Raw genomic sequence first — 19394 nt, 5'->3', positions numbered from 1 at the left:
AAAATATTACACTACAAACCATTTTTCAGCCCTTCTCTATTGTGAGGAGGGCTTGCTTTGTGGTAAAATGGGAATATGAATGAAAGAATGAATGAGTTAGTTGCCTTACTTAACCGCTATGCAACCGAGTACTATACGAGTGACAATCCCTCGGTTTCAGATAGTGAGTATGATTGCCTCTACCGAGAGTTGGTCGAATTGGAAGCCGCCTATCCGGATCAAGTTTTAGCAGACAGTCCAACTCATCGTGTTGGTGGTAAGGTTTTAGATGGTTTTGAAAAATACAGTCATCAGTATCCTCTTTATAGTTTGCAGGATGCTTTTTCACGTGAAGAGTTAGAAGCTTTTGATGCGCGTGTGCGAAAGGAATTACCCCACCCGACCTATATTTGCGAGCTGAAAATCGATGGTTTGTCTATCTCGCTAACTTATGAAAAGGGAATTTTGGTAGTCGGTGCCACACGTGGTGATGGGTCTATTGGAGAAAATATCACAGAAAACCTCAAGCGTGTCAAGGATATTCCTTTGACCTTGCCAGAAGAACTTGATATCACTGTTCGTGGAGAGTGTTACATGCCACGCGCTTCGTTTGATCTGGTCAACCAAGCTCGCCAAGAAAATGGAGAGCCTGAATTTGCCAATCCTCGTAATGCAGCAGCAGGAACCCTCCGTCAGTTGGATACAGCAGTAGTGGCCAAGCGTAATCTTGCGACTTTCCTCTATCAAGAAGCAAGCCCTTCTACTCGAGCTAGCCAAGAAAAGGTCTTGGAGCATCTTGAACAGCTTGGTTTTGTGGTTAATCCTAAACGAATATTGGCTAAAAGCATAGATGAGATATGGGATTTTATCCAAGAAGTAGGACAAGAACGGGAGAAACTGCCTTACGATATCGATGGGGTGGTAATCAAGGTCAATGACTTAGTAGGTCAAGAAGAACTCGGTTTTACCGTTAAAGCACCCAAGTGGGCAATCGCCTATAAATTTCCCGCTGAAGAAAAAGAAGCCCAGCTCCTTTCAGTTGACTGGACAGTAGGTCGTACGGGTGTTGTGACCCCGACTGCCAATCTAACACCTGTTCAGCTTGCTGGGACAACTGTTAGCCGTGCAACACTGCACAACGTAGATTATATCGCCGAAAAGGATATCCGAAAGGGCGATACGGTTATTGTTTATAAGGCTGGAGATATCATTCCTGCTGTTTTGCGTGTGGTAGAGTCCAAGCGTGTTTCTGAAGAAAAACTAGATATTCCATCAAATTGCCCAAGTTGTGACAGTCACTTGCTTCATTTTGAAGATGAAGTGGCTCTTCGTTGTATTAATCCACGATGCCCTGCCCAAATCATGGAAGGCTTGATTCACTTTGCCTCTCGTGATGCCATGAATATTACAGGACTTGGTCCATCTATCGTTGAAAAGCTTTTTGCTACCAATTTAGTCAAAGATGTGGCAGATATTTATCGTTTGAAAGAAGAAGATTTCCTCCTTTTAGAAGGTGTCAAGGAAAAGTCTGCTTCTAAACTGTATCAGGCCATTCAAGCATCCAAGGAAAACTCTGCTGAAAAACTCTTGTTTGGTCTGGGAATTCGCCATGTCGGAAGCAAGGCTAGCCAACTCTTGCTCCAACATTTCCACTCTATTGAAAATCTAGCCCAAGCTGATCTTGAGGAAGTAGCAAGTATTGAAAGCTTGGGTAATGTAATTGCACAAAGCCTTCAGACTTATTTTGCTACAGAAGGGTCGAAGATTCTCTTAGACGAGTTGAAAGAAGCTGGAGTCAATCTTGACTACAAAGGGCAGACAGTAGTGGAAGATGCAGCCTTGTCAGGTTTGACCGTTGTACTCACGGGGAAATTGGAACGTCTCACACGCTCAGAAGCCAAAAGTAAACTCGAAAGCCTCGGTGCCAAAGTCACAGGCAGTGTATCCAAGAAAACGAATCTTGTTGTAGCAGGAGCGGATGCAGGAAGCAAGCTCCAAAAAGCACAAGAACTTGGTATCGAAGTTAGAGATGAAGCTTGGCTAGAAAGTTTGTAAAGAATAGTTGAAAACTAGATGTTAGATAGTCTGGAACTATCTCTCCCGATGTGTTTTTATATTTATTAAACTATTCTCTATTGTGCTGAAATTCCCGCTAAATTCTTCAGCATGACTTAAAAATTAAAATTAGGAATTAGGAAAAGAAATGTATAGTTACCCTGTAGTCATCCATTTTCACCGAAAAAATGGGGATTATGATGCTTGTTCATTCAGTAGAAAACAAGCAGATGTTAAAGAAAATTTGTATTATGAAAATGACTATTTTGGAGCAAAATTCTCCTTTACAGTCACAAGTGAAGAAAGACTCAATACTTTAACCTTTTCTGTCGAAATAGATGGAAAGACAAAAGACTATCTCCTACGGTTTAACTATTATCCACTGTTGACTGAGGTTTGGATATTAGATGGTGATGAGACGGTTTATTATTCTGAAAATCCTGCCATTGCAAGTCCTTACTATAAAGATCGAAATCCCTTTGCTTTTGATAAAGCCTTTCACAGTGAAAGCTTTGATCATCATTGGGGATACCAAGGAGAGTTAGGTTATAGTATTTCAGACTACCAGACAAGCTTTAAACTTTGGGCTCCAACAGCTACAGCAGTCCAAGTGGTCGTTTATGAAAATACAAGTAACGACGCGCCGATTTGGAAAACCCTTAATCTAAAGCGTGGGAATAGCTATTCATATAGTCATAAGTACAATACCATTGGTGTTTGGAGTGTAGACCTGGATGAAAATCTTGCTGGCAAGGCTTATCAGTATCAGATTGAATTCCCTCATCACAAGAGTTTGACAAGAGATCCTTATACAATTGCAACAAGTCCTGACGGAAAACGTTCTGTTATTCTCTCACACAAAGAGAGACAAGTAGAAGGATTCGAAGTCAAACATGGGACAGATGCTCCTTGGCGTTTGGAAAACCCATGTAAAGCCGTTATCTGCGAGATGCACATTCGTGATTTTACAAAATCACCGACATCTGGAGTTCCAGAAAACCTTCGAGGGACCTTCCTTGGGGCTGCCCAGACTGGAACAGTTAACCAGTATGGTCAAGCAACTGCCTTTGACTATATCAAAGAACTCGGCTGTAATTATGTTCAGCTCCAACCAATCTTTGATCGCCATAAGGAATATGACGAGGATGGAAATGTAACCTATAACTGGGGTTATGACCCTCAAAACTACAATGCGCCAGAACCAAGTTTCTCTAGTAATCCAGATGATCCTGGACAGGTTATTCGAGACCTCAAGACCATGATTCAGGCTTATCATGATGCAGGAATCGGTGTCATTATGGATGTCGTTTACAACCATACCTTTTCAACGGTCGATGCACCTTTCCAAACAACTGTTCCTGATTATTACTATCGTATGAATCCAGATGGAACCTTCCAAAACGGCACTGGTGTAGGAAATGAAACCGCAAGCGAACACGAAATGTACCGCAAGTATATGATTGACTCACTCCTTTATTGGGTAAAAGAATACAATATTGACGGTTTCCGTTTCGACTTGATGGGAATTCACGATATCAAAACCATGCAGGCAATTCGTTGGGCACTGGATGAAGTTGATCCTCGTATTATCACTTATGGAGAAGGTTGGGATATGGGGACTGGTCTTGCACCTTATGACAAGGCCAAGAAGGACAATGCTTACCAGATGCCAAATATTGGATTCTTCAATGATGATCAGCGTGATGCCATCAAAGGAGGAGAAGTTTATGGCTCAATCAAGGCAGGATTTGTTAGCGGTGCAGCTACAGAACCGATTGTAGCCAAAGCTATTCTTGGTAGCCGAGAGTTGGGCTCATATCTTAGTCCAAACCAAGTTCTTAACTACGTGGAAGCCCACGATAATTACAACTTGCATGATTTGTTAGTAACCCTTCATCCAGATCACAGTTCAGATAAGATTATGCGACAGGTTGAGACAGCAACAGCGATGAGCATTCTTATGCAAGGAATGTCCTTTATGGAAATTGGCCAAGAATTTGGTCGAACCAAGTTGATTCCGACAGGTGAAGATGGACAACTCACTCCAGCAGACCGAGAACGTGCTATGAATAGTTACAACGCTCCTGAAAGTGTCAACCAAATAAACTGGAATTTGATCAATGAAAGACAAGAAAGCATTGACTTTGTCCGTCAGATTATTCGTCTAAAAACACAGACTAGCGCCTTTTCTTATCCAACATACGAAGAAGTTTATCGTCATGTCTTCGTCCATACAGCTGCTGAAAATAGTGGGTGGATTGTTTACGAAATTCACGGTGGATTAGAGCACTTATTGGTGGTATTCAATGCCAAGGGAACTTCCTTCTACTTTGAAAATGCAGGGAATCTAGAAATGCTTGTGACAAATAGTCGTTCTAAAGAGTCTAATGTGATTGATGATATCAGCGTTGCGGTCTTGAAGGTACTTTCATAGTAAATACCACAAAAAGGTTTAGATAATCTAGACCTTTTTTTGATTTTTATTGAAAAACCAATATCTAATAGGAATAAATTTCAAATAATTTGAAGAATCAAGTTTGTGAAAAAAATATCAATATTTTCCAAAAAGGGGTTGTAATTTTCTGAAAATTTGATAAAATAAGTTTTAATCATTTTCAGGAGGAAGAGAATTTGACACATTATCAGAATTTAGTGAATGGAAAATGGAAATCATCAGAGAATGAAATTGCCATCTATTCTCCCATCAATCAAGAAAAGCTGGGTACAGTACCTGCTATGAGTCAGGCTGAAGTAGATGAGGCTATGAAAGCAGCGCGTGCAGCTCTCCCAGCATGGCGTGATTTAGCACCCGTTGAGCGTGCAGCATATTTGCATAAGACAGCAGACATTTTGGAACGTGATAAAGAAAAAATTGGTACCATTCTTGCCAAAGAGGTTGCAAAAGGGATTAAAGCAGCCATTGGAGAAGTAGTACGTACAGCAGAATTGATTCGTTTTGCTGCTGAGGAAGGTCTCCGTATCACTGGACAAGCAATGGAAGGTGGCGGTTTTGAAGCTGCAAGTAAAAATAAACTAGCTGTTGTCCGTCGTGAGCCAGTTGGGGTCGTCCTAGCTATTGCACCATTTAACTATCCAGTCAACCTTTCTGGATCTAAGATTGCTCCAGCTTTGATTGCAGGAAATGTCGTTATGTTTAAACCACCAACACAAGGATCTATTTCTGGTCTTTTGTTGGCTAAAGCATTTGACGAAGCAGGAATCCCAGCAGGTGTCTTTAACACTATCACTGGACGTGGTTCTGAGATCGGAGACTACATCATCGAACACAAGGAAGTGAACTTCATTAACTTTACAGGTTCAACACCGATTGGGGAGCGTATTGGTCGTTTAGCTGGTATGCGCCCAATTATGCTTGAACTTGGTGGAAAAGATGCAGCAATTGTCTTAGAAGATGCAGATTTAGAAAATGCAGCTAAGCAAATCGTAGGTGGAGCTTTTAGCTACTCTGGTCAGCGTTGTACTGCCATCAAACGTGTTTTGGTTGTGGAAAACGTAGCAGACAGATTGGCAGAATTGCTCCAAGCTGAAGTTGCTAAGCTAACAGTAGGCAATCCATTTGACAATGCAGATATCACGCCAGTTATTGATAATGCTTCAGCTGATTTCATCTGGGGATTGATTGAAGATGCTCAGGAAAAAGGAGCCAAAGCGCTCAGCCCAATCAAACGTGAGAATAATCTCATTTGGCCAGGACTTTTTGATTATGTCACAAGAGATATGAAATTAGCCTGGGAAGAACCATTTGGACCTGTTCTTCCAATTATTCGAGTTTCAGATGCTAATGAAGCGGTAGAAATTGCTAATGAATCAGAATTCGGTCTTCAATCTTCAGTCTTTACAAATGACTTTAAGAAGGCATTTGAAATTGCTGAAAAACTTGAAGTTGGAACCGTTCATATTAATAATAAAACACAACGTGGACCAGATAATTTCCCTTTCCTTGGTGTAAAAGGTTCTGGTGCAGGAGTGCAAGGAATTAAATATAGTATCGAAGCGATGACAAATGTTAAATCCATTGTTTTTGATGTGAGATAATTTATAAAATCAGGAAAATAACTTCCTGATTTTATTTTTTTCAAAATAATACAGTAGAAAATTGATAAAAAACGAATATTCTGGTATTATAATAAAAAAATATATGGAAATTGTTTCGTGTTCTATTTTCTGGATATCTTTTTTAAAATGCTAGGTAATTTTTTGAAGGCTTTCATAAAAAAATATGATTTCCTTCGTAAATTACTTGAAAGTTATCTTAAAAGAGTGTATAATAGAATTATAGAAAACGCTTACAAAAGAAAGGGGATTGAATGAATAATCAAGAAGCATTAAGAACCTTTACTACAGGTGAGAACTTTCACCTCCAGCATTATTTAGGAGCGCATAGAGAGGAGAAAAACGGAGAAATAGGCTATACCTTTAGGGTTTGGGCCCCAAATGCACAAGCAGTTCATCTAGTTGGTGATTTTACCGATTGGGTTGAGAATCAAATTCCAATGGTTAGAAACGAGGCAGGTGTTTGGGAAGTCTTTACGAGTCAAGCTCAGGAAGGTCAGATTTATAAATATCATATCACGCGTGCAAATGGTCACCAGATTATGAAGATTGATCCTTTGGCAGTTTATTTTGAAGCTAGACCGGGTACAGGGGCAGTTCTGACCAATATCCGTGAAAAGAAATGGAAAGATGGCCTTTGGCTAGCACGTCGCAAACGTCTGGGATTTTTTGAGAGACCAGTTAATATATACGAGGCTCATGCAGGTTCTTGGAAGAGAAATCCAGACGGTAGTCCCTATACGTTTTCGCAACTGAAAGACGAGTTGATTCCATACTTAGTTGAGATGAACTATACACATATTGAGTTCATGCCTTTAATGGCTCACCCACTTGGATTGAGCTGGGGCTATCAACTTATGGGTTACTTTGCTTTTGAACATTCCTATGGTACACCTGAGGAATTCCAAGATTTCGTTGAAGAGTGTCATATAAATAACATTGGTGTTATCGTAGACTGGGTTCCAGGTCATTTCACTATTAATGATGATGCCTTGGCATATTATGACGGCACACCAACTTTTGAATACCAAGACCACAACAAGGCTCATAACTATGGTTGGGGTGCGCTGAATTTTGACCTTGGGAAAAATGAGGTCCAGTCTTTCTTGATTTCAAGTATTAAATTTTGGATTGATTTTTACCACTTAGATGGTATCCGGGTCGATGCAGTGAGCAATATGCTGTATCTAGATTATGATAATGCTCCTTGGACTCCAAATAAGGACGGTGGAAACCTTAACTACGAGGGTTATTATTTCCTTCAACGGTTGAACACAGTGATTAAGTTAGCTCATCCAGATATCATGATGATTGCAGAAGAAAGTTCATCAGCGACAAAGATTACTGGTATGAAAGAAATGGGTGGCCTTGGCTTTGACTATAAATGGAATATGGGCTGGATGAACGACATTCTCCGTTTCTACGAGGAAGATCCGATTTATCGCAAGTATGACTTTAATCTTGTGACTTTCAGCTTTATGTATGTTTTCAATGAAAACTATCTCCTGCCTTTCTCACATGATGAAGTAGTTCATGGTAAGAAGAGTATGATGCATAAGATGTGGGGGGATCGCTACAATCAGTTCGCTGGTCTGCGCAACCTCTACACCTATCAAATTTGTCATCCAGGTAAGAAACTCTTGTTCATGGGTAGTGAGTACGGACAATTCCTCGAGTGGAAGTCCGAGGAGCAGTTAGAATGGTCTAATCTAGAAGATCCAATGAATGCCAAGATGAAGCATTTCACTTCACAACTGAATCAATTCTATAAAGACCATCGATGTCTTTGGGAAATTGATACTAGTTATGATGGTATAGAGATTATCGATGCTGATAATAGAGATCAGAGTGTCCTTTCCTTTATTCGTAAGGGCAAGAAGGACGAAATGTTAGTCTGTGTCTTTAATATGGCACCAGTTGAACGTAAGGACTTTACGATTGGTTTACCTGTTGCAGGTATTTACGAAGAAGTTTGGAATACAGAATTAGAAGAATGGGGAGGTGTGTGGAAAGAGCACAATCAAACAGTTCAGACTCAAGAAGGCTTATGGAAAGATTATGAGCAGACTTTGACCTTTACCTTGCCTGCCATGGGAGCAAGCATCTGGAAGATCAAGCGTCGTTTGAAACCAGCTAAGAAAAAAGAATAATGGGCTGTTGATTACAATTTTTTAGATTTTAAAAACGGATGTACTTGTATTGGACTTGAAACACAAGAGAAATGGATTTCCTATTATTTTTATAAAAAAGTTTGACTTCCGACCTTCTTTCGATTTTAACGTTCACATGTCTTTATAAAGGAGTAGAAAATGAAGAATGAAATGCTAGCTTTGATCCTTGCGGGTGGGCAAGGAACACGTCTCGGAAAACTCACTCAAAGCATTGCCAAACCGGCAGTGCAATTCGGTGGGCGCTACCGTATCATTGACTTTGCTCTTTCCAACTGTGCAAACTCTGGAATCCATAATGTTGGTGTGATTACTCAGTACCAACCTCTTGCTTTGAATAACCATATCGGAAATGGCTCTAGCTGGGGATTGGATGGTATCAATTCAGGTGTCTCTATTTTACAACCTTATTCAGCCAGCGAAGGAAACCGTTGGTTTGAAGGGACTAGTCACGCTATCTACCAAAACATTGACTACATCGACAGTGTTAATCCTGAGTATGTTTTGATTCTTTCTGGTGACCACATCTACAAGATGGACTACGATGATATGCTTCAGTCCCACAAGGATAACAATGCCAGTTTGACAGTAGCTGTCCTAGACGTACCGCTCAAAGAAGCTAGCCGTTTCGGTATCATGAATACAGATGCCAATAACCGTATCGTTGAATTCGAAGAAAAACCTGCGCAACCTAAGTCTACAAAGGCTTCTATGGGGATTTATATTTTTGACTGGAAACGACTTCGCAATATGCTTGTTGCTGCTGAAAAGAGCAATGTGGATATGTCAGACTTTGGTAAGAACGTTATCCCTAACTATCTCGAGTCTGGTGAAAGTGTCTATGCTTATGAATTTAATGGCTACTGGAAAGACGTTGGTACGATTGAGTCGCTTTGGGAAGCCAATATGGAGTACATTTCGCCAGAAAATGCCTTGGATAGCCGCAATCGTCAGTGGAAAATTTATTCAAGAAACTTGATCTCACCACCAAACTACTTTGGTGCGCATGCACATGTTGAGGATTCATTGGTCGTGGATGGTTGTTTTGTAGATGGAACTGTTAAACGTTCGATTCTTTCAACAGAAGCACAAGTACGTGAAGGTGCTGAGGTCGTTGATTCTGTTATCATGAGTGGGGCTATTATTGGCCATGGAGCAAAGATTACTCGTGCTATTATTGGTGAGGGTGCCATTATTGCAGACGGCGTAGAGATTGACGGAACTGACGAAGTACAAGTAGTAGGATACAATGAAGTAGTGGGGGTAGCAACAGATGAAGATTGATAAATATTCAGCCATTTTAGGAAACACAGTTGGTTTTCATGATATGTCAACGTTAACAGAACACCGTCCGGTAGCTAGCTTGCCTTTCGGTGGGAAATACCGTTTGATTGACTTCCCCCTTTCCAGTCTTGCAAATGCCGGTGTTCGTAGTATCTTTGGTATTTTCCAACAAGATAATATCAGCTCAGTTTTCGACCATATCCGTTCAGGTCGTGAGTGGGGCTTGTCAACCCTTCTAAGTCACTACTATCTAGGAATTTACAATACTCGTGTTGAAAGCAGTACAGTTGGAAAAGAGTATTACCAACAACTTCTTACCTACTTGAGACGTTCAGGTTCAAACCAAACTGTTTCGATTAACTGCGATGTGTTGGTGAATATTGACTTGAATCAAGTCTTCCACCTACACAATACAACAAAAGGTCCGATTACAGTTGTATATAAGAAACTTCCAAAGAAAGACATTTCTGATGTGAATGCTATTCTGGAAATCGATGAGACTGACCATGTTCGTTCGCACAAACTCTTTGATAACAAATCTACGGATGAACTCTTCAACATGTCTACAGATATCTTTGTTGTGGATACTCCTTGGTTGATTGAACGACTTGAAGAAGAAGCTCAGAAAGAATATCCTGAAAAGTTGCGCTATGTTCTTCGCGATTTGGCTGTAAAAGAAGGTGCTTTTGCATACGAATACACAGGCTACTTAGCAAATATTCACTCTGTTCAATCCTACTATCAAGCAAATATTGATATGCTTGAATCTAAAAAATTCTACTCTCTTTTCTCACCAAATCAAAAGATTTATACAAAAGTTAAGAATGAAGAACCAACCTACTATGCGAATACTTCAAAAGTAAGTACTTCTCAGTTTGCTTCTGGTAGTATCATTGAGGGTGAAGTAGTTCAGTCAGTCCTATCTCGTAACATTTATGTTCACAAAGATAGTGTGGTGAAGGACAGCATTTTATTCCCTCGTGTTGTGATTGGGCAAGGTGCCCAAGTTGAATATGCTATCTTGGACAAGGGAGTTGAGGTTGCGGACGGTGTTGTCATTCGAGGCACAGCAGAACATCCAGTTGTAGTGAAGAAGGGTGAAACAGTAACAGAGGACATTTATTCATGAAAATTTTATTTGTAGCGGCAGAAGGAGCACCCTTTTCAAAAACAGGTGGTTTGGGCGATGTTATTGGCGCACTTCCCAAATCACTTGTAAAAGCGGGGCACGAAGTTGCAGTTTTCTTGCCTTATTATGATATGGTAGAAGCTAAGTTTGGTGACCAGATAGAGGATGTTCTCCACTTTGAAGTTAGTGTGGGATGGCGTAGACAATACTGTGGTATTAAAAAAACGGTCTTGAATGGGGTTACTTTCTACTTCATTGATAATCAGTATTATTTCTTCCGTGGTCATGTGTACGGTGATTTTGACGATGGTGAACGCTTCGCCTTTTTCCAACTAGCTGCTCTTGAAGCCATGGAGCGCATCCGCTTTATCCCTGACCTTCTCCATGTTCATGACTACCACACAGCCATGATTCCCTTCTTGTTAAAAGAAAAGTACCATTGGATTCAGGCATATCAAGGAATCAGAACCGTTTTAACTATTCATAATTTGGAATTTCAAGGTCAATTTTCTGAAGGAATGTTGTGGGATTTGTTCGGTGTGGGATTTGAACGCTATGCTGATGGGACCCTTCGCTGGAATGATTGTCTCAACTGGATGAAATCAGGTATTCTCTACGCAGATCGTGTCACAACCGTTTCCCCTAGCTATGCACATGAGATTATGACCAGTCAGTTTGGCTGCGGTTTGGACCAGATTCTTCGGATGGAGTCAGGTAAGGTTTCAGGTATAGTCAATGGTATTGACGCAGATCTTTATAATCCAGAGACAGATGCTCTTTTAGACTATCATTTTGATAAGGAAGATTTGTCTGGAAAAGCTCAAAACAAAGCAAAATTGCAAGAGAGAGTTGGGTTGCCTGTCCGAGCAGATGTTCCGCTAGTTGGGATTGTCTCTCGTTTGACCCGCCAAAAAGGTTTTGATGTCGTTGTAGAAAGCTTGCATCGTTTCTTACAGGAGGACGTTCAAATAGTCCTTTTAGGAACAGGTGACCCAGCTTTTGAACATTCCTTCTCATGGTTTGCGCAAGTCTATCCTGACAAGCTATCAGCAAATATCACTTTTGACGTCAAACTTGCTCAAGAAATCTACGCAGCTTGTGATCTCTTCCTCATGCCAAGTCGTTTTGAACCATGTGGCTTGTCTCAAATGATGGCGATGCGCTATGGAACTCTACCATTGGTTCATGAAGTGGGTGGCCTGCGTGATACGGTTCAATCCTTCAATCCGATCGAAGGAACTGGTACTGGATTTAGCTTTGATAATTTAACACCATACTGGCTTAACTGGAGTTTCCAAACAGCCTTGGATGTTTATAAGTACCAGCCGGACGTTTGGAGAAATCTACAAAAACAAGCTATGGAATGCGATTTCTCATGGGATACAGCCTGCAAATCTTACTTGGACTTGTACCATAGTTTAGTCAACTAATAGATAAAATCGTATGATTCTTTCATACGATTTTTGGACTGTTTAGAAAAGAGGAGAAGGGATGACTCAAGTAAAGGGACTTTGTATTATGGATGTTGATGGCACCCTGATAGCAGAGGAAGTGATTGATCTTTTAGGAAGAGAAGCAGGTTGTGAAGAAGAAATATCGCAGATTACAAGCCAGGCAATGCGAGGTGAACTGGACTTTGAAACAAGTTTACGAGCGAGAGTGGCTTTATTAGAAGGTCTTCCGATTTCAGTCTTTGATACTGTTTTCAAATCCATTCATCTGTCCAAGAATGCTCAGGAATTTATCTCCATACTTCAAAAGAATGGTATTCTAGTCGGTCTAGTGTCTGGTGGATTTACACCAATAGTTGAGAGATTAGCAAAATCCCTCGGTATCTCCTATTTCTCTGCCAACCAGTTAGAAGTCAAAGAAGGTTTTTTAACAGGTCGACTAGTTGGTGAAATTGTGACAGGTCAAGTAAAAAAAGCTACGCTTGAGATTTGGAGAAAGGAATTAGGACTTTCCAAAGAAAGAACGATTGCCATAGGTGATGGTGCCAATGACCTATTAATGTTGAAGTCAGCAGGTCACGGAATAGCCTTTTGTGCCAAAGAGGTCGTAAAAACAGAGATAGCTTCTCATATAGATACGAGGGATTTTTTAGAAGTTCTACCTTTGATTGATTTCTTAGAATGAGAGGGAACTATGAAAATTGTAATTGCACCCGATTCTTTTAAAGAGAGTTTGACGGCAGAAGAGGTCGCTCAAGCTATAAAAAGGGGCTTCCAAAAATCGATAGCAGATGTAGAATGTCTGCTTTGCCCTGTAGGTGATGGTGGGGAAGGAACTGTAGATGCTATTCGACATTCTCTTGAACTAGAAGAAAAATGGTTCCAAGTGACAGGACCTTTTGGCCTAAAAGAATCAATGCGCTATTTTCAAAAAGGCCAAATAGCGCTCTTTGAAGTTGCTGACTTGGTTGGTTTAGGAAAGATTCCGCAGGAGAAACGAAACCCTCTTCACATCCAAACCAGAGGTATCGGAGAGTTGATTCGCCATCTCGTTGATCAAGGGATGAAAGAAATCTATATCGGTGTAGGTGGTACGGCAAGTAATGACGGTGGGATAGGCATTGCCGCTGCTTTGGGTTATCGTTTTTATGATAAGAATGGAAAGGAATTGCCAGCTTGTGGTCAGACTTTGCTTGAGTTCGAGTCAGTTTCAGACAGCGAGTTATATAGGATTCCTGAAGATGTGAAAATCCGCATTTTAGCAGATGTCGTGAGCCCTCTATGTGATCATCAAGGGGCAACCTATACATTTGGAAAACAAAAGGGCTTGGATCCTGCTTTGTTTGAGATAGTAGATCTGGCTATACAGCGGTTCTATGAAAAACTTTCGCCATCAACCTTATCTCTTAAAGGAGCGGGAGCTGGTGGTGGGATTGCGGCTGGGCTCTGTGCCTTTGCTGAGGCCACTATCGTATCTGGGATTGACACTTGCTTAGATTTGATTGACTTTGACAAGAAAGTTGCAGGGGCCGACTTGGTTATCGTTGGAGAAGGTAGACTGGACAGTCAAAGCTTTGTTGGAAAAGCTCCTATCGGTGTAGCAAAAAGAACCCCTAGCGGAGTTCCTGTTATTGCTATTTGTGGTAGTCTTGCTGACGATTTGCCTCCCCTACCATTCGAAAATATACAAGCAGCCTTTTCCATTTTAGAGAAAAGTGAAACTTTGGAAGAGAGTCTGAAAAACGCAAGTCTCTATTTGGAGCACACAGCTACTAATATTGGTCGTTTATTAAATATGAGAAATCATTAACCAAACCATTTTTTCCAGATGGATTTTTTAGGTGGCTCTGCCTTTTTCTCTTCCCAGAGGCTTGAGAATGCAAGTCTAAGGTCCTTTTCGTCTACTTGAACAGGTTCGTTTGTATGAATGACAAGACCAAAAGGAGAAGTGATATGATCGTCTGAAACAATAGTCGCCTGACAGTTACTTTCTTTTGCTTGTTTTAAGTAAAAGACCTGTTTGTCAAACTCGATATTTGGTGAGATTTTCACAAAAAGTTCCTCTACCTTTTCTTGAAAACCCTCTAAAATAGAGAAAAATCCATGTTCTAATTCAGAACTATTGGCAGTACTGATATCCGCGTAGCCAAGAACTCTTTCCTCGAAAGTGCCGAGATAGCGGCGCTGTTCGTCAGGGTTTATTTTCGGCCCACCATGAGCTTTTTCTAGTAGTTGTTTTGATAAATCTGTCATAGTTTGATTTTACCATAATTCAAGTTGAATTCCAAAATAAAATCTCCTTCAAAATATGAAAGAGATAAGATGATCTAGTTATTTTTCTTTACGTAATCTACAATGTCTGCAACCTTTTTATCAAGATCAGAAAATACAGTGAAATTTTTAGAAATCAAGTATTTATTAAGTTCTTCTTTGCTTGAACCTGTTTCAGAACTCCCATCTGCGTTATTAATTAAATATGAACCATTTGCATAGAGGATGACATTGTCATCAGAAGGAAGTTGAATGGTATAAGAGCCACCACTATCTTTTGAGACAAAACTACCGTCAGTACCATGGTACTGATAGGTCTTGTCGTTGTCAAGATAAATAATTGATGAACCGTCTTCTTGTAAAAATGTAAAATCTTTACCGTTTGTCCCAATTACACTACCATCAGTATAAGTAATAGTTGAAGTACCATCACTGTTCTTCTCTACAACCTTACTATTATTATTAGCACAGGCAGTAAGTAAAATAACTGATATAAATAAAGCAATTAATAAGAATTTCTTCTTCATTATTAGTCTCCTTAATATTTTTCTTATAGTATAGTATCAAATTTAACTCAATTTTTAAAGTGAATAAAGTATTTGATATGGAATTGTAAAATACTAACACTTGTGACATATATTTTAAATTACTTGTAAAATTAAAGGTAGAACTTGTTTAATCGACATAAATGAATTATTATTTTGATTAATATTAATAAAGGTTATAACGATTTCATATTCAAACAAGTTGATAATTTTAAGTGGATAAACAGGAAATTGTGAAAGCGATTACTTTATAAAGTTAAGGAAAATTTGCACAAAGATAACGTTTTTTCTTGAAAAACGCTTATTTTTAAGGTATCATAGAGGTGTAAAAAATTTAACTCAAAGGAGAGTAAAAAATGTCAATTATTACTGATGTTTACGCTCGCGAAGTCCTAGACTCACGCGGTAACCCAACACTTGAAGTAGAAGTTTATACTGAATCAGGTGCTTTCGGACGTGGTATGGTTCCATCAGGAGCTTCTACTGGTGAACACGAAGCAGTTGAACTTCGCGACGGTGACAAATCTCGTTACGGTGGTCTTGGTACACAAAAAGCTGTTGACAACGTAAACAACATCATCGCTGAAGCAATCATCGGCTACGATGTACGTGACCAACAAGCTATTGACCGTGCTATGATCGCACTTGACGGTACTCCTAACAAAGGTAAATTGGGTGCAAACGCAATTCTTGGTGTGTCTATCGCTGTAGCTCGTGCTGCTGCTGACTACCTTGAAATCCCACTTTACAGCTACCTTGGTGGATTCAACACTAAAGTTCTTCCAACTCCAATGATGAACATCATCAACGGTGGTTCTCACTCTGACGCTCCAATTGCTTTCCAAGAATTCATGATCGTACCTGCTGGTGCACCATCATTCAAAGAAGCTCTTCGTTGGGGTGCTGAAATCTTCCACGCTCTTAAGAAAATCCTTAAATCACGTGGTTTGGAAACTGCCGTAGGTGACGAAGGTGGATTCGCTCCTCGTTTCGAAGGAACTGAAGACGGTGTTGAAACTATCCTTGCTGCGATCGAAGCTGCTGGATATGTTCCTGGTAAAGACGTATTTATCGGATTTGACTGTGCATCATCAGAATTCTACGATAAAGAACGTAAAGTTTACGACTACACTAAATTCGAAGGTGAAGGCGCTGCTGTACGTACTGCTGCAGAACAAATCGACTACCTTGAAGAATTGGTAAACAAATACCCAATCATCACTATCGAAGATGGTATGGATGAAAACGACTGGGACGGTTGGAAAGCTCTTACTGAACGTCTTGGTGGTAAAGTTCAATTGGTTGGTGACGACTTCTTCGTAACAAACACTTCTTACCTTGAAAAAGGTATTGCAGAAGGTGCTGCTAACTCAATCCTTATCAAAGTTAACCAAATCGGTACTCTTACTGAAACATTCGACGCTATCGAAATGGCGAAAGAAGCTGGTTACACTGCAGTTGTATCACACCGTTCAGGTGAAACTGAAGATTCAACAATCGCTGACATCGCAGTTGCAACAAACGCAGGACAAATCAAGACTGGTTCACTTTCACGTACAGACCGTATCGCTAAATACAACCAATTGCTTCGTATCGAAGACCAACTTGGTGAAGTAGCTGAATACCGTGGATTGAAATCATTCTACAACCTTAAAAAATAATCTAGTTCAGTGAACAAGGTTTGAAGCCCCTCGGATTTTTTCCGAAGGGCTTTTTTCTGTTCAGGGGGCAAAAAGGGGGCAGTGTTTATGGTATAATAGACAAAAACACTTGTATTAGGAAGAAATTATGTCTAAAGAGATTGATATTGAGTATTACCACCAACTAGCACTGCAAAAGCAGAAGGAGCACCGCAAAGTGTTAGCTAATCTAAAGAAAAAACCTCCTAAAAACTTAGATAAGATTGCGCAGCAGATTCACCAAGAAGTCTTTGCTGAGATTGATTGTACTGCCTGTGCTAACTGTTGCAAGACTTTGGGGCCCGACTTTAAAGAAGCAGATATCACCCGTATCGCTAAGTACTTTAAGATGAAATTACCGGCTTTTGAAGCGGAATTCCTTCAGGTGGATGAAGATGGGGATAAAGTTTTCAAATCCATGCCTTGCCCCTTTCTAGGAGGAGACAATCTCTGCTCCATCTATGATGTTCGTCCCAAGGCCTGTCGTGAATTCCCCCATACAGATCGGAAAAAGATCCATCAAATCAACCATTTGACGATTAAGAATACCTTGACCTGCCCAGCAGCCTATCTCTTTGTTGAGAAATTAAAAGATAAGTTATAGAATTTACCCCTTTAAATCTTTTACAAAGATTCTAGGGTGGAAGTATCTTGTATTTGTTAGAATATAGATAGAATTGAACACGGACTAAAAGCTATGCGAAAAAGAAAAAATTACCTAGAACCAGCATTAATTTTCCTATTTTCACTTTGCTTTTAATGACCTTTGTATCTTATGGAGGTAAGAAAAGAAGAATATGATGCATCAATTCAATCAAACTATGGATTATTTGGAGCAGCAACTGACTGGAGAAGTGGATATGAAAAGATTTCAGCAGCTATCGGGCTATTCTTACCCGCTCTTTAGCAGGTTATTTTCTATCCTGGCAGATATGACATTAGCAGAATACTTGCGCAATCGCAGGTTGTCAGAAGCTGTGACAGACTTGCGGGAAGACTCTGAGAAAGTCATCGATATAGCACTGAAATATGGCTACGACTCTGCGGATGCTTTTAGTGCGGCCTTTAAGAAATTCCATGGTGCAACTCCCTCAGAAGTTCGAAATGGAAAACCTTATCGGGTCTTTCCTAGACTTCAATTATCCTTAAAGATTACAGGAGGAAAGAACATGGATATCAAGATTCAAAAGAAGCCTGCATTTACCGTTGCAGGTGTCCTATTGGAAGCTATTGACAATAGCAAATGCCCATCTGCTTGGGAGCAACTCTATGCAACTCACAGTTTTGAAAGCCTAGAAGGTTTGGGTAGCGGCCAATCCTTTGGCGTCTGCTCGGATGTCAAAGAAGGTGAAATTATCGACTATATGGCCGCTTACGATGTGACGGATAAAGTAAAAGCAGAAGAATTGGGTTTGTCAATCAAAGACATCCCAGCAGCTGAATATGCTATCGTACCAGTCAAGGGGGCTATACCAGCTAGTATCCACCATACTTGGAAATACGTCTTAGAAGTCTTTTTCCCGGAAACTGGTTATCGCCATTCAGGAGCCCCAGACTTTGAAGTTTATTTCAAAGGAGATATGTCGTCCTCAGACTACCAAATGGAACTCTGGATACCAGTCATCAGGGACTAAATCATTTTCTGACTTTTTATAAAGATGCAAATCGAACTCTGTAGAAAGAATCTCTACAGAGTTTTTAATTGTTGACATTCATGTCTGTAAACAAACAGACCATATTTTTTGTTTGGATTTTATGGGGTATGAGAATAGTTTTCTCGGTATAATAGTCCCATAGAAGATAAGGAGGCAGGGATATGCAGATGTATTTTGGAGATGTGTCACTTTGCTATAGCTATTCATTGGCTATGGCACTGGATGCCTATGGTTATGACTTTAAAGCAGAGTTTTTAGAGGCAATTATGGTGATGGGAAATGGCGCTAGTATTGTAAAGGAAGATGAACGACACCCTCTAATATTCTTTGACAATGGAATGCCAGATCTTTCTATCTCTCATTCTTTAAAAATACTTGGATTTGACTATGAGGACTTCTATCTAAAGGATGGAGCGGAAGTAGATTTGGAAGAGATTAGAAGAAAGTTGGAAACCTTTCTGTCCAATGGACCTGTCGTACTGGGACCTCTTGATATGGGCCATCTGACCTACAATCCCAATCACACAATCCTTTATGGTGTGGATCACTTTGTAACCGTGTATGCTCTTGATGGTCAGTATCTCTATTTGCATGATCCAGCTGGTTTTGCCTGTATGAAGGTTGCTTTTAATGATATCTTAGAAGCCTGGAAGGCAGAGGCTATTGACTATAAGCGCGGAGCATACTCTATGTGGGGAAATTTTAAGAAGATCAAGAGTCCTAGTCAGACTGAAATCTATCAGGAAACAGCAAAGATTATAAAGTCCCGATATCTGAATGGTCAAAACGGTGTTTTGAAATGCTATGCAAAAGCAGTTGCTGAAAACGGCTTAAATACCGAGCAAAAACAATTGCATCAGTATTTCAGCTTTAAACTTGCAGCTGTTCGAAATCTCTATCTCAGTAAATTCTTAAAAGCGTATGATCCGGAAGGGGCAAGATTAAAAGAGGAATTGGCATCTCTATTTGGTCAAGCTCATCTTTCATGTTTAAAAGAAGATTACCAAGAACTATCCCACTTGCTCTATCAGATAGCAGAAGTGGATGGTCGCTTTAGAGATTTATATGTAAACTAGTGACTATAAGAATAAAAAAATAGTTAGT

Annotated in this window: 15 protein-coding genes; 13 read left to right on the top strand and 2 right to left on the bottom strand. The window is 40.1% G+C overall.

The window, feature by feature from the left end; all coding sequences use genetic code 11:
- The first annotated feature begins 75 nt into the window (after positions 1 to 75).
- The 9 genes from ligA (at position 76) to BWR56_RS04850 (ending at position 13950) form a co-directional block, all read left to right on the top strand.
- Entirely contained in the window at positions 76 to 2034 is a 1959-nt protein-coding gene (gene ligA / locus BWR56_RS04890; protein ID WP_076984556.1) for an NAD-dependent DNA ligase LigA, read from the top strand.
- A 148-nt stretch (positions 2035 to 2182) separates the two neighbouring features.
- Positions 2183 to 4468, top strand: a complete 2286-nt coding sequence (gene pulA / locus BWR56_RS04885) for a type I pullulanase (RefSeq protein WP_076984555.1) — start codon at positions 2183 to 2185, stop codon at positions 4466 to 4468.
- Positions 4469 to 4665: 197 nt separating this feature from the next.
- The gene (locus BWR56_RS04880) at positions 4666 to 6090 is read left to right on the top strand and encodes an NADP-dependent glyceraldehyde-3-phosphate dehydrogenase (RefSeq protein ID WP_049505835.1); all 1425 of its coding nucleotides are present in this window, start codon (positions 4666 to 4668) and stop codon (positions 6088 to 6090) included.
- Positions 6091 to 6362: 272 nt separating this feature from the next.
- Positions 6363 to 8258, top strand: a complete 1896-nt coding sequence (gene glgB / locus BWR56_RS04875; protein WP_001064529.1) for a 1,4-alpha-glucan branching protein GlgB — start codon at positions 6363 to 6365, stop codon at positions 8256 to 8258.
- A 159-nt stretch (positions 8259 to 8417) separates the two neighbouring features.
- The gene (locus tag BWR56_RS04870) at positions 8418 to 9560 is read left to right on the top strand and encodes a glucose-1-phosphate adenylyltransferase (RefSeq protein ID WP_000787250.1); all 1143 of its coding nucleotides are present in this window, start codon (positions 8418 to 8420) and stop codon (positions 9558 to 9560) included.
- A complete protein-coding gene (gene glgD, locus BWR56_RS04865; RefSeq protein ID WP_000687052.1) occupies positions 9550 to 10689 on the top strand; it encodes a glucose-1-phosphate adenylyltransferase subunit GlgD in 1140 nt (379 codons plus the stop codon). The genes BWR56_RS04870 and glgD overlap by 11 nt, the downstream gene beginning before the upstream one ends.
- Entirely contained in the window at positions 10686 to 12119 is a 1434-nt protein-coding gene (gene glgA, locus BWR56_RS04860; protein ID WP_049505834.1) for a glycogen synthase GlgA, read from the top strand. The genes glgD and glgA overlap by 4 nt, the downstream gene beginning before the upstream one ends.
- Before the next feature lie 61 nt (positions 12120 to 12180).
- Positions 12181 to 12825 (top strand): phosphoserine phosphatase SerB, encoded by a 645-nt coding sequence (serB, locus tag BWR56_RS04855; protein ID WP_049505833.1) that lies wholly within the window; start codon positions 12181 to 12183, stop codon positions 12823 to 12825.
- Positions 12826 to 12834: 9 nt separating this feature from the next.
- Entirely contained in the window at positions 12835 to 13950 is a 1116-nt protein-coding gene (locus tag BWR56_RS04850; RefSeq protein WP_049505832.1) for a glycerate kinase, read from the top strand.
- Here the strand turns inward: BWR56_RS04850 and BWR56_RS04845 are convergent.
- A complete protein-coding gene (locus tag BWR56_RS04845; RefSeq protein ID WP_000131082.1) occupies positions 13947 to 14393 on the bottom strand; it encodes a DUF1694 domain-containing protein in 447 nt (148 codons plus the stop codon). The genes BWR56_RS04850 and BWR56_RS04845 overlap by 4 nt on opposite strands.
- A 74-nt stretch (positions 14394 to 14467) precedes the next feature.
- Entirely contained in the window at positions 14468 to 14938 is a 471-nt protein-coding gene (locus tag BWR56_RS04840; protein ID WP_033629736.1) for a hypothetical protein, read from the bottom strand.
- Between the two features lie 374 nt (positions 14939 to 15312).
- Here BWR56_RS04840 and eno point away from each other — a divergent pair, with 374 nt between their 5' ends.
- The 4 genes from eno (at position 15313) to BWR56_RS04820 (ending at position 19366) form a co-directional block, all read left to right on the top strand.
- Complete coding sequence (gene eno, locus BWR56_RS04835; protein WP_000022821.1) at positions 15313 to 16617, top strand: surface-displayed alpha-enolase; 1305 nt, start codon at positions 15313 to 15315, stop codon at positions 16615 to 16617.
- 127 nt (positions 16618 to 16744) lie between these two features.
- Complete coding sequence (locus BWR56_RS04830; RefSeq protein WP_000031476.1) at positions 16745 to 17239, top strand: YkgJ family cysteine cluster protein; 495 nt, start codon at positions 16745 to 16747, stop codon at positions 17237 to 17239.
- A 193-nt stretch (positions 17240 to 17432) separates the two neighbouring features.
- Positions 17433 to 18269 (top strand): AraC family transcriptional regulator, encoded by an 837-nt coding sequence (locus BWR56_RS04825; RefSeq protein WP_049505830.1) that lies wholly within the window; start codon positions 17433 to 17435, stop codon positions 18267 to 18269.
- Between the two features lie 182 nt (positions 18270 to 18451).
- Positions 18452 to 19366, top strand: coding sequence for a peptidase (locus BWR56_RS04820; protein ID WP_049505829.1), 915 nt, complete (start codon positions 18452 to 18454; stop codon positions 19364 to 19366).
- Positions 19367 to 19394 lie beyond the last annotated feature (28 nt).

The organism is Streptococcus oralis, assembly GCF_001983955.1.
GTDB lineage: Bacteria > Bacillota > Bacilli > Lactobacillales > Streptococcaceae > Streptococcus > Streptococcus jiangnanensis.
This window is presented reverse-complemented; position numbering and strand designations above follow the sequence as displayed.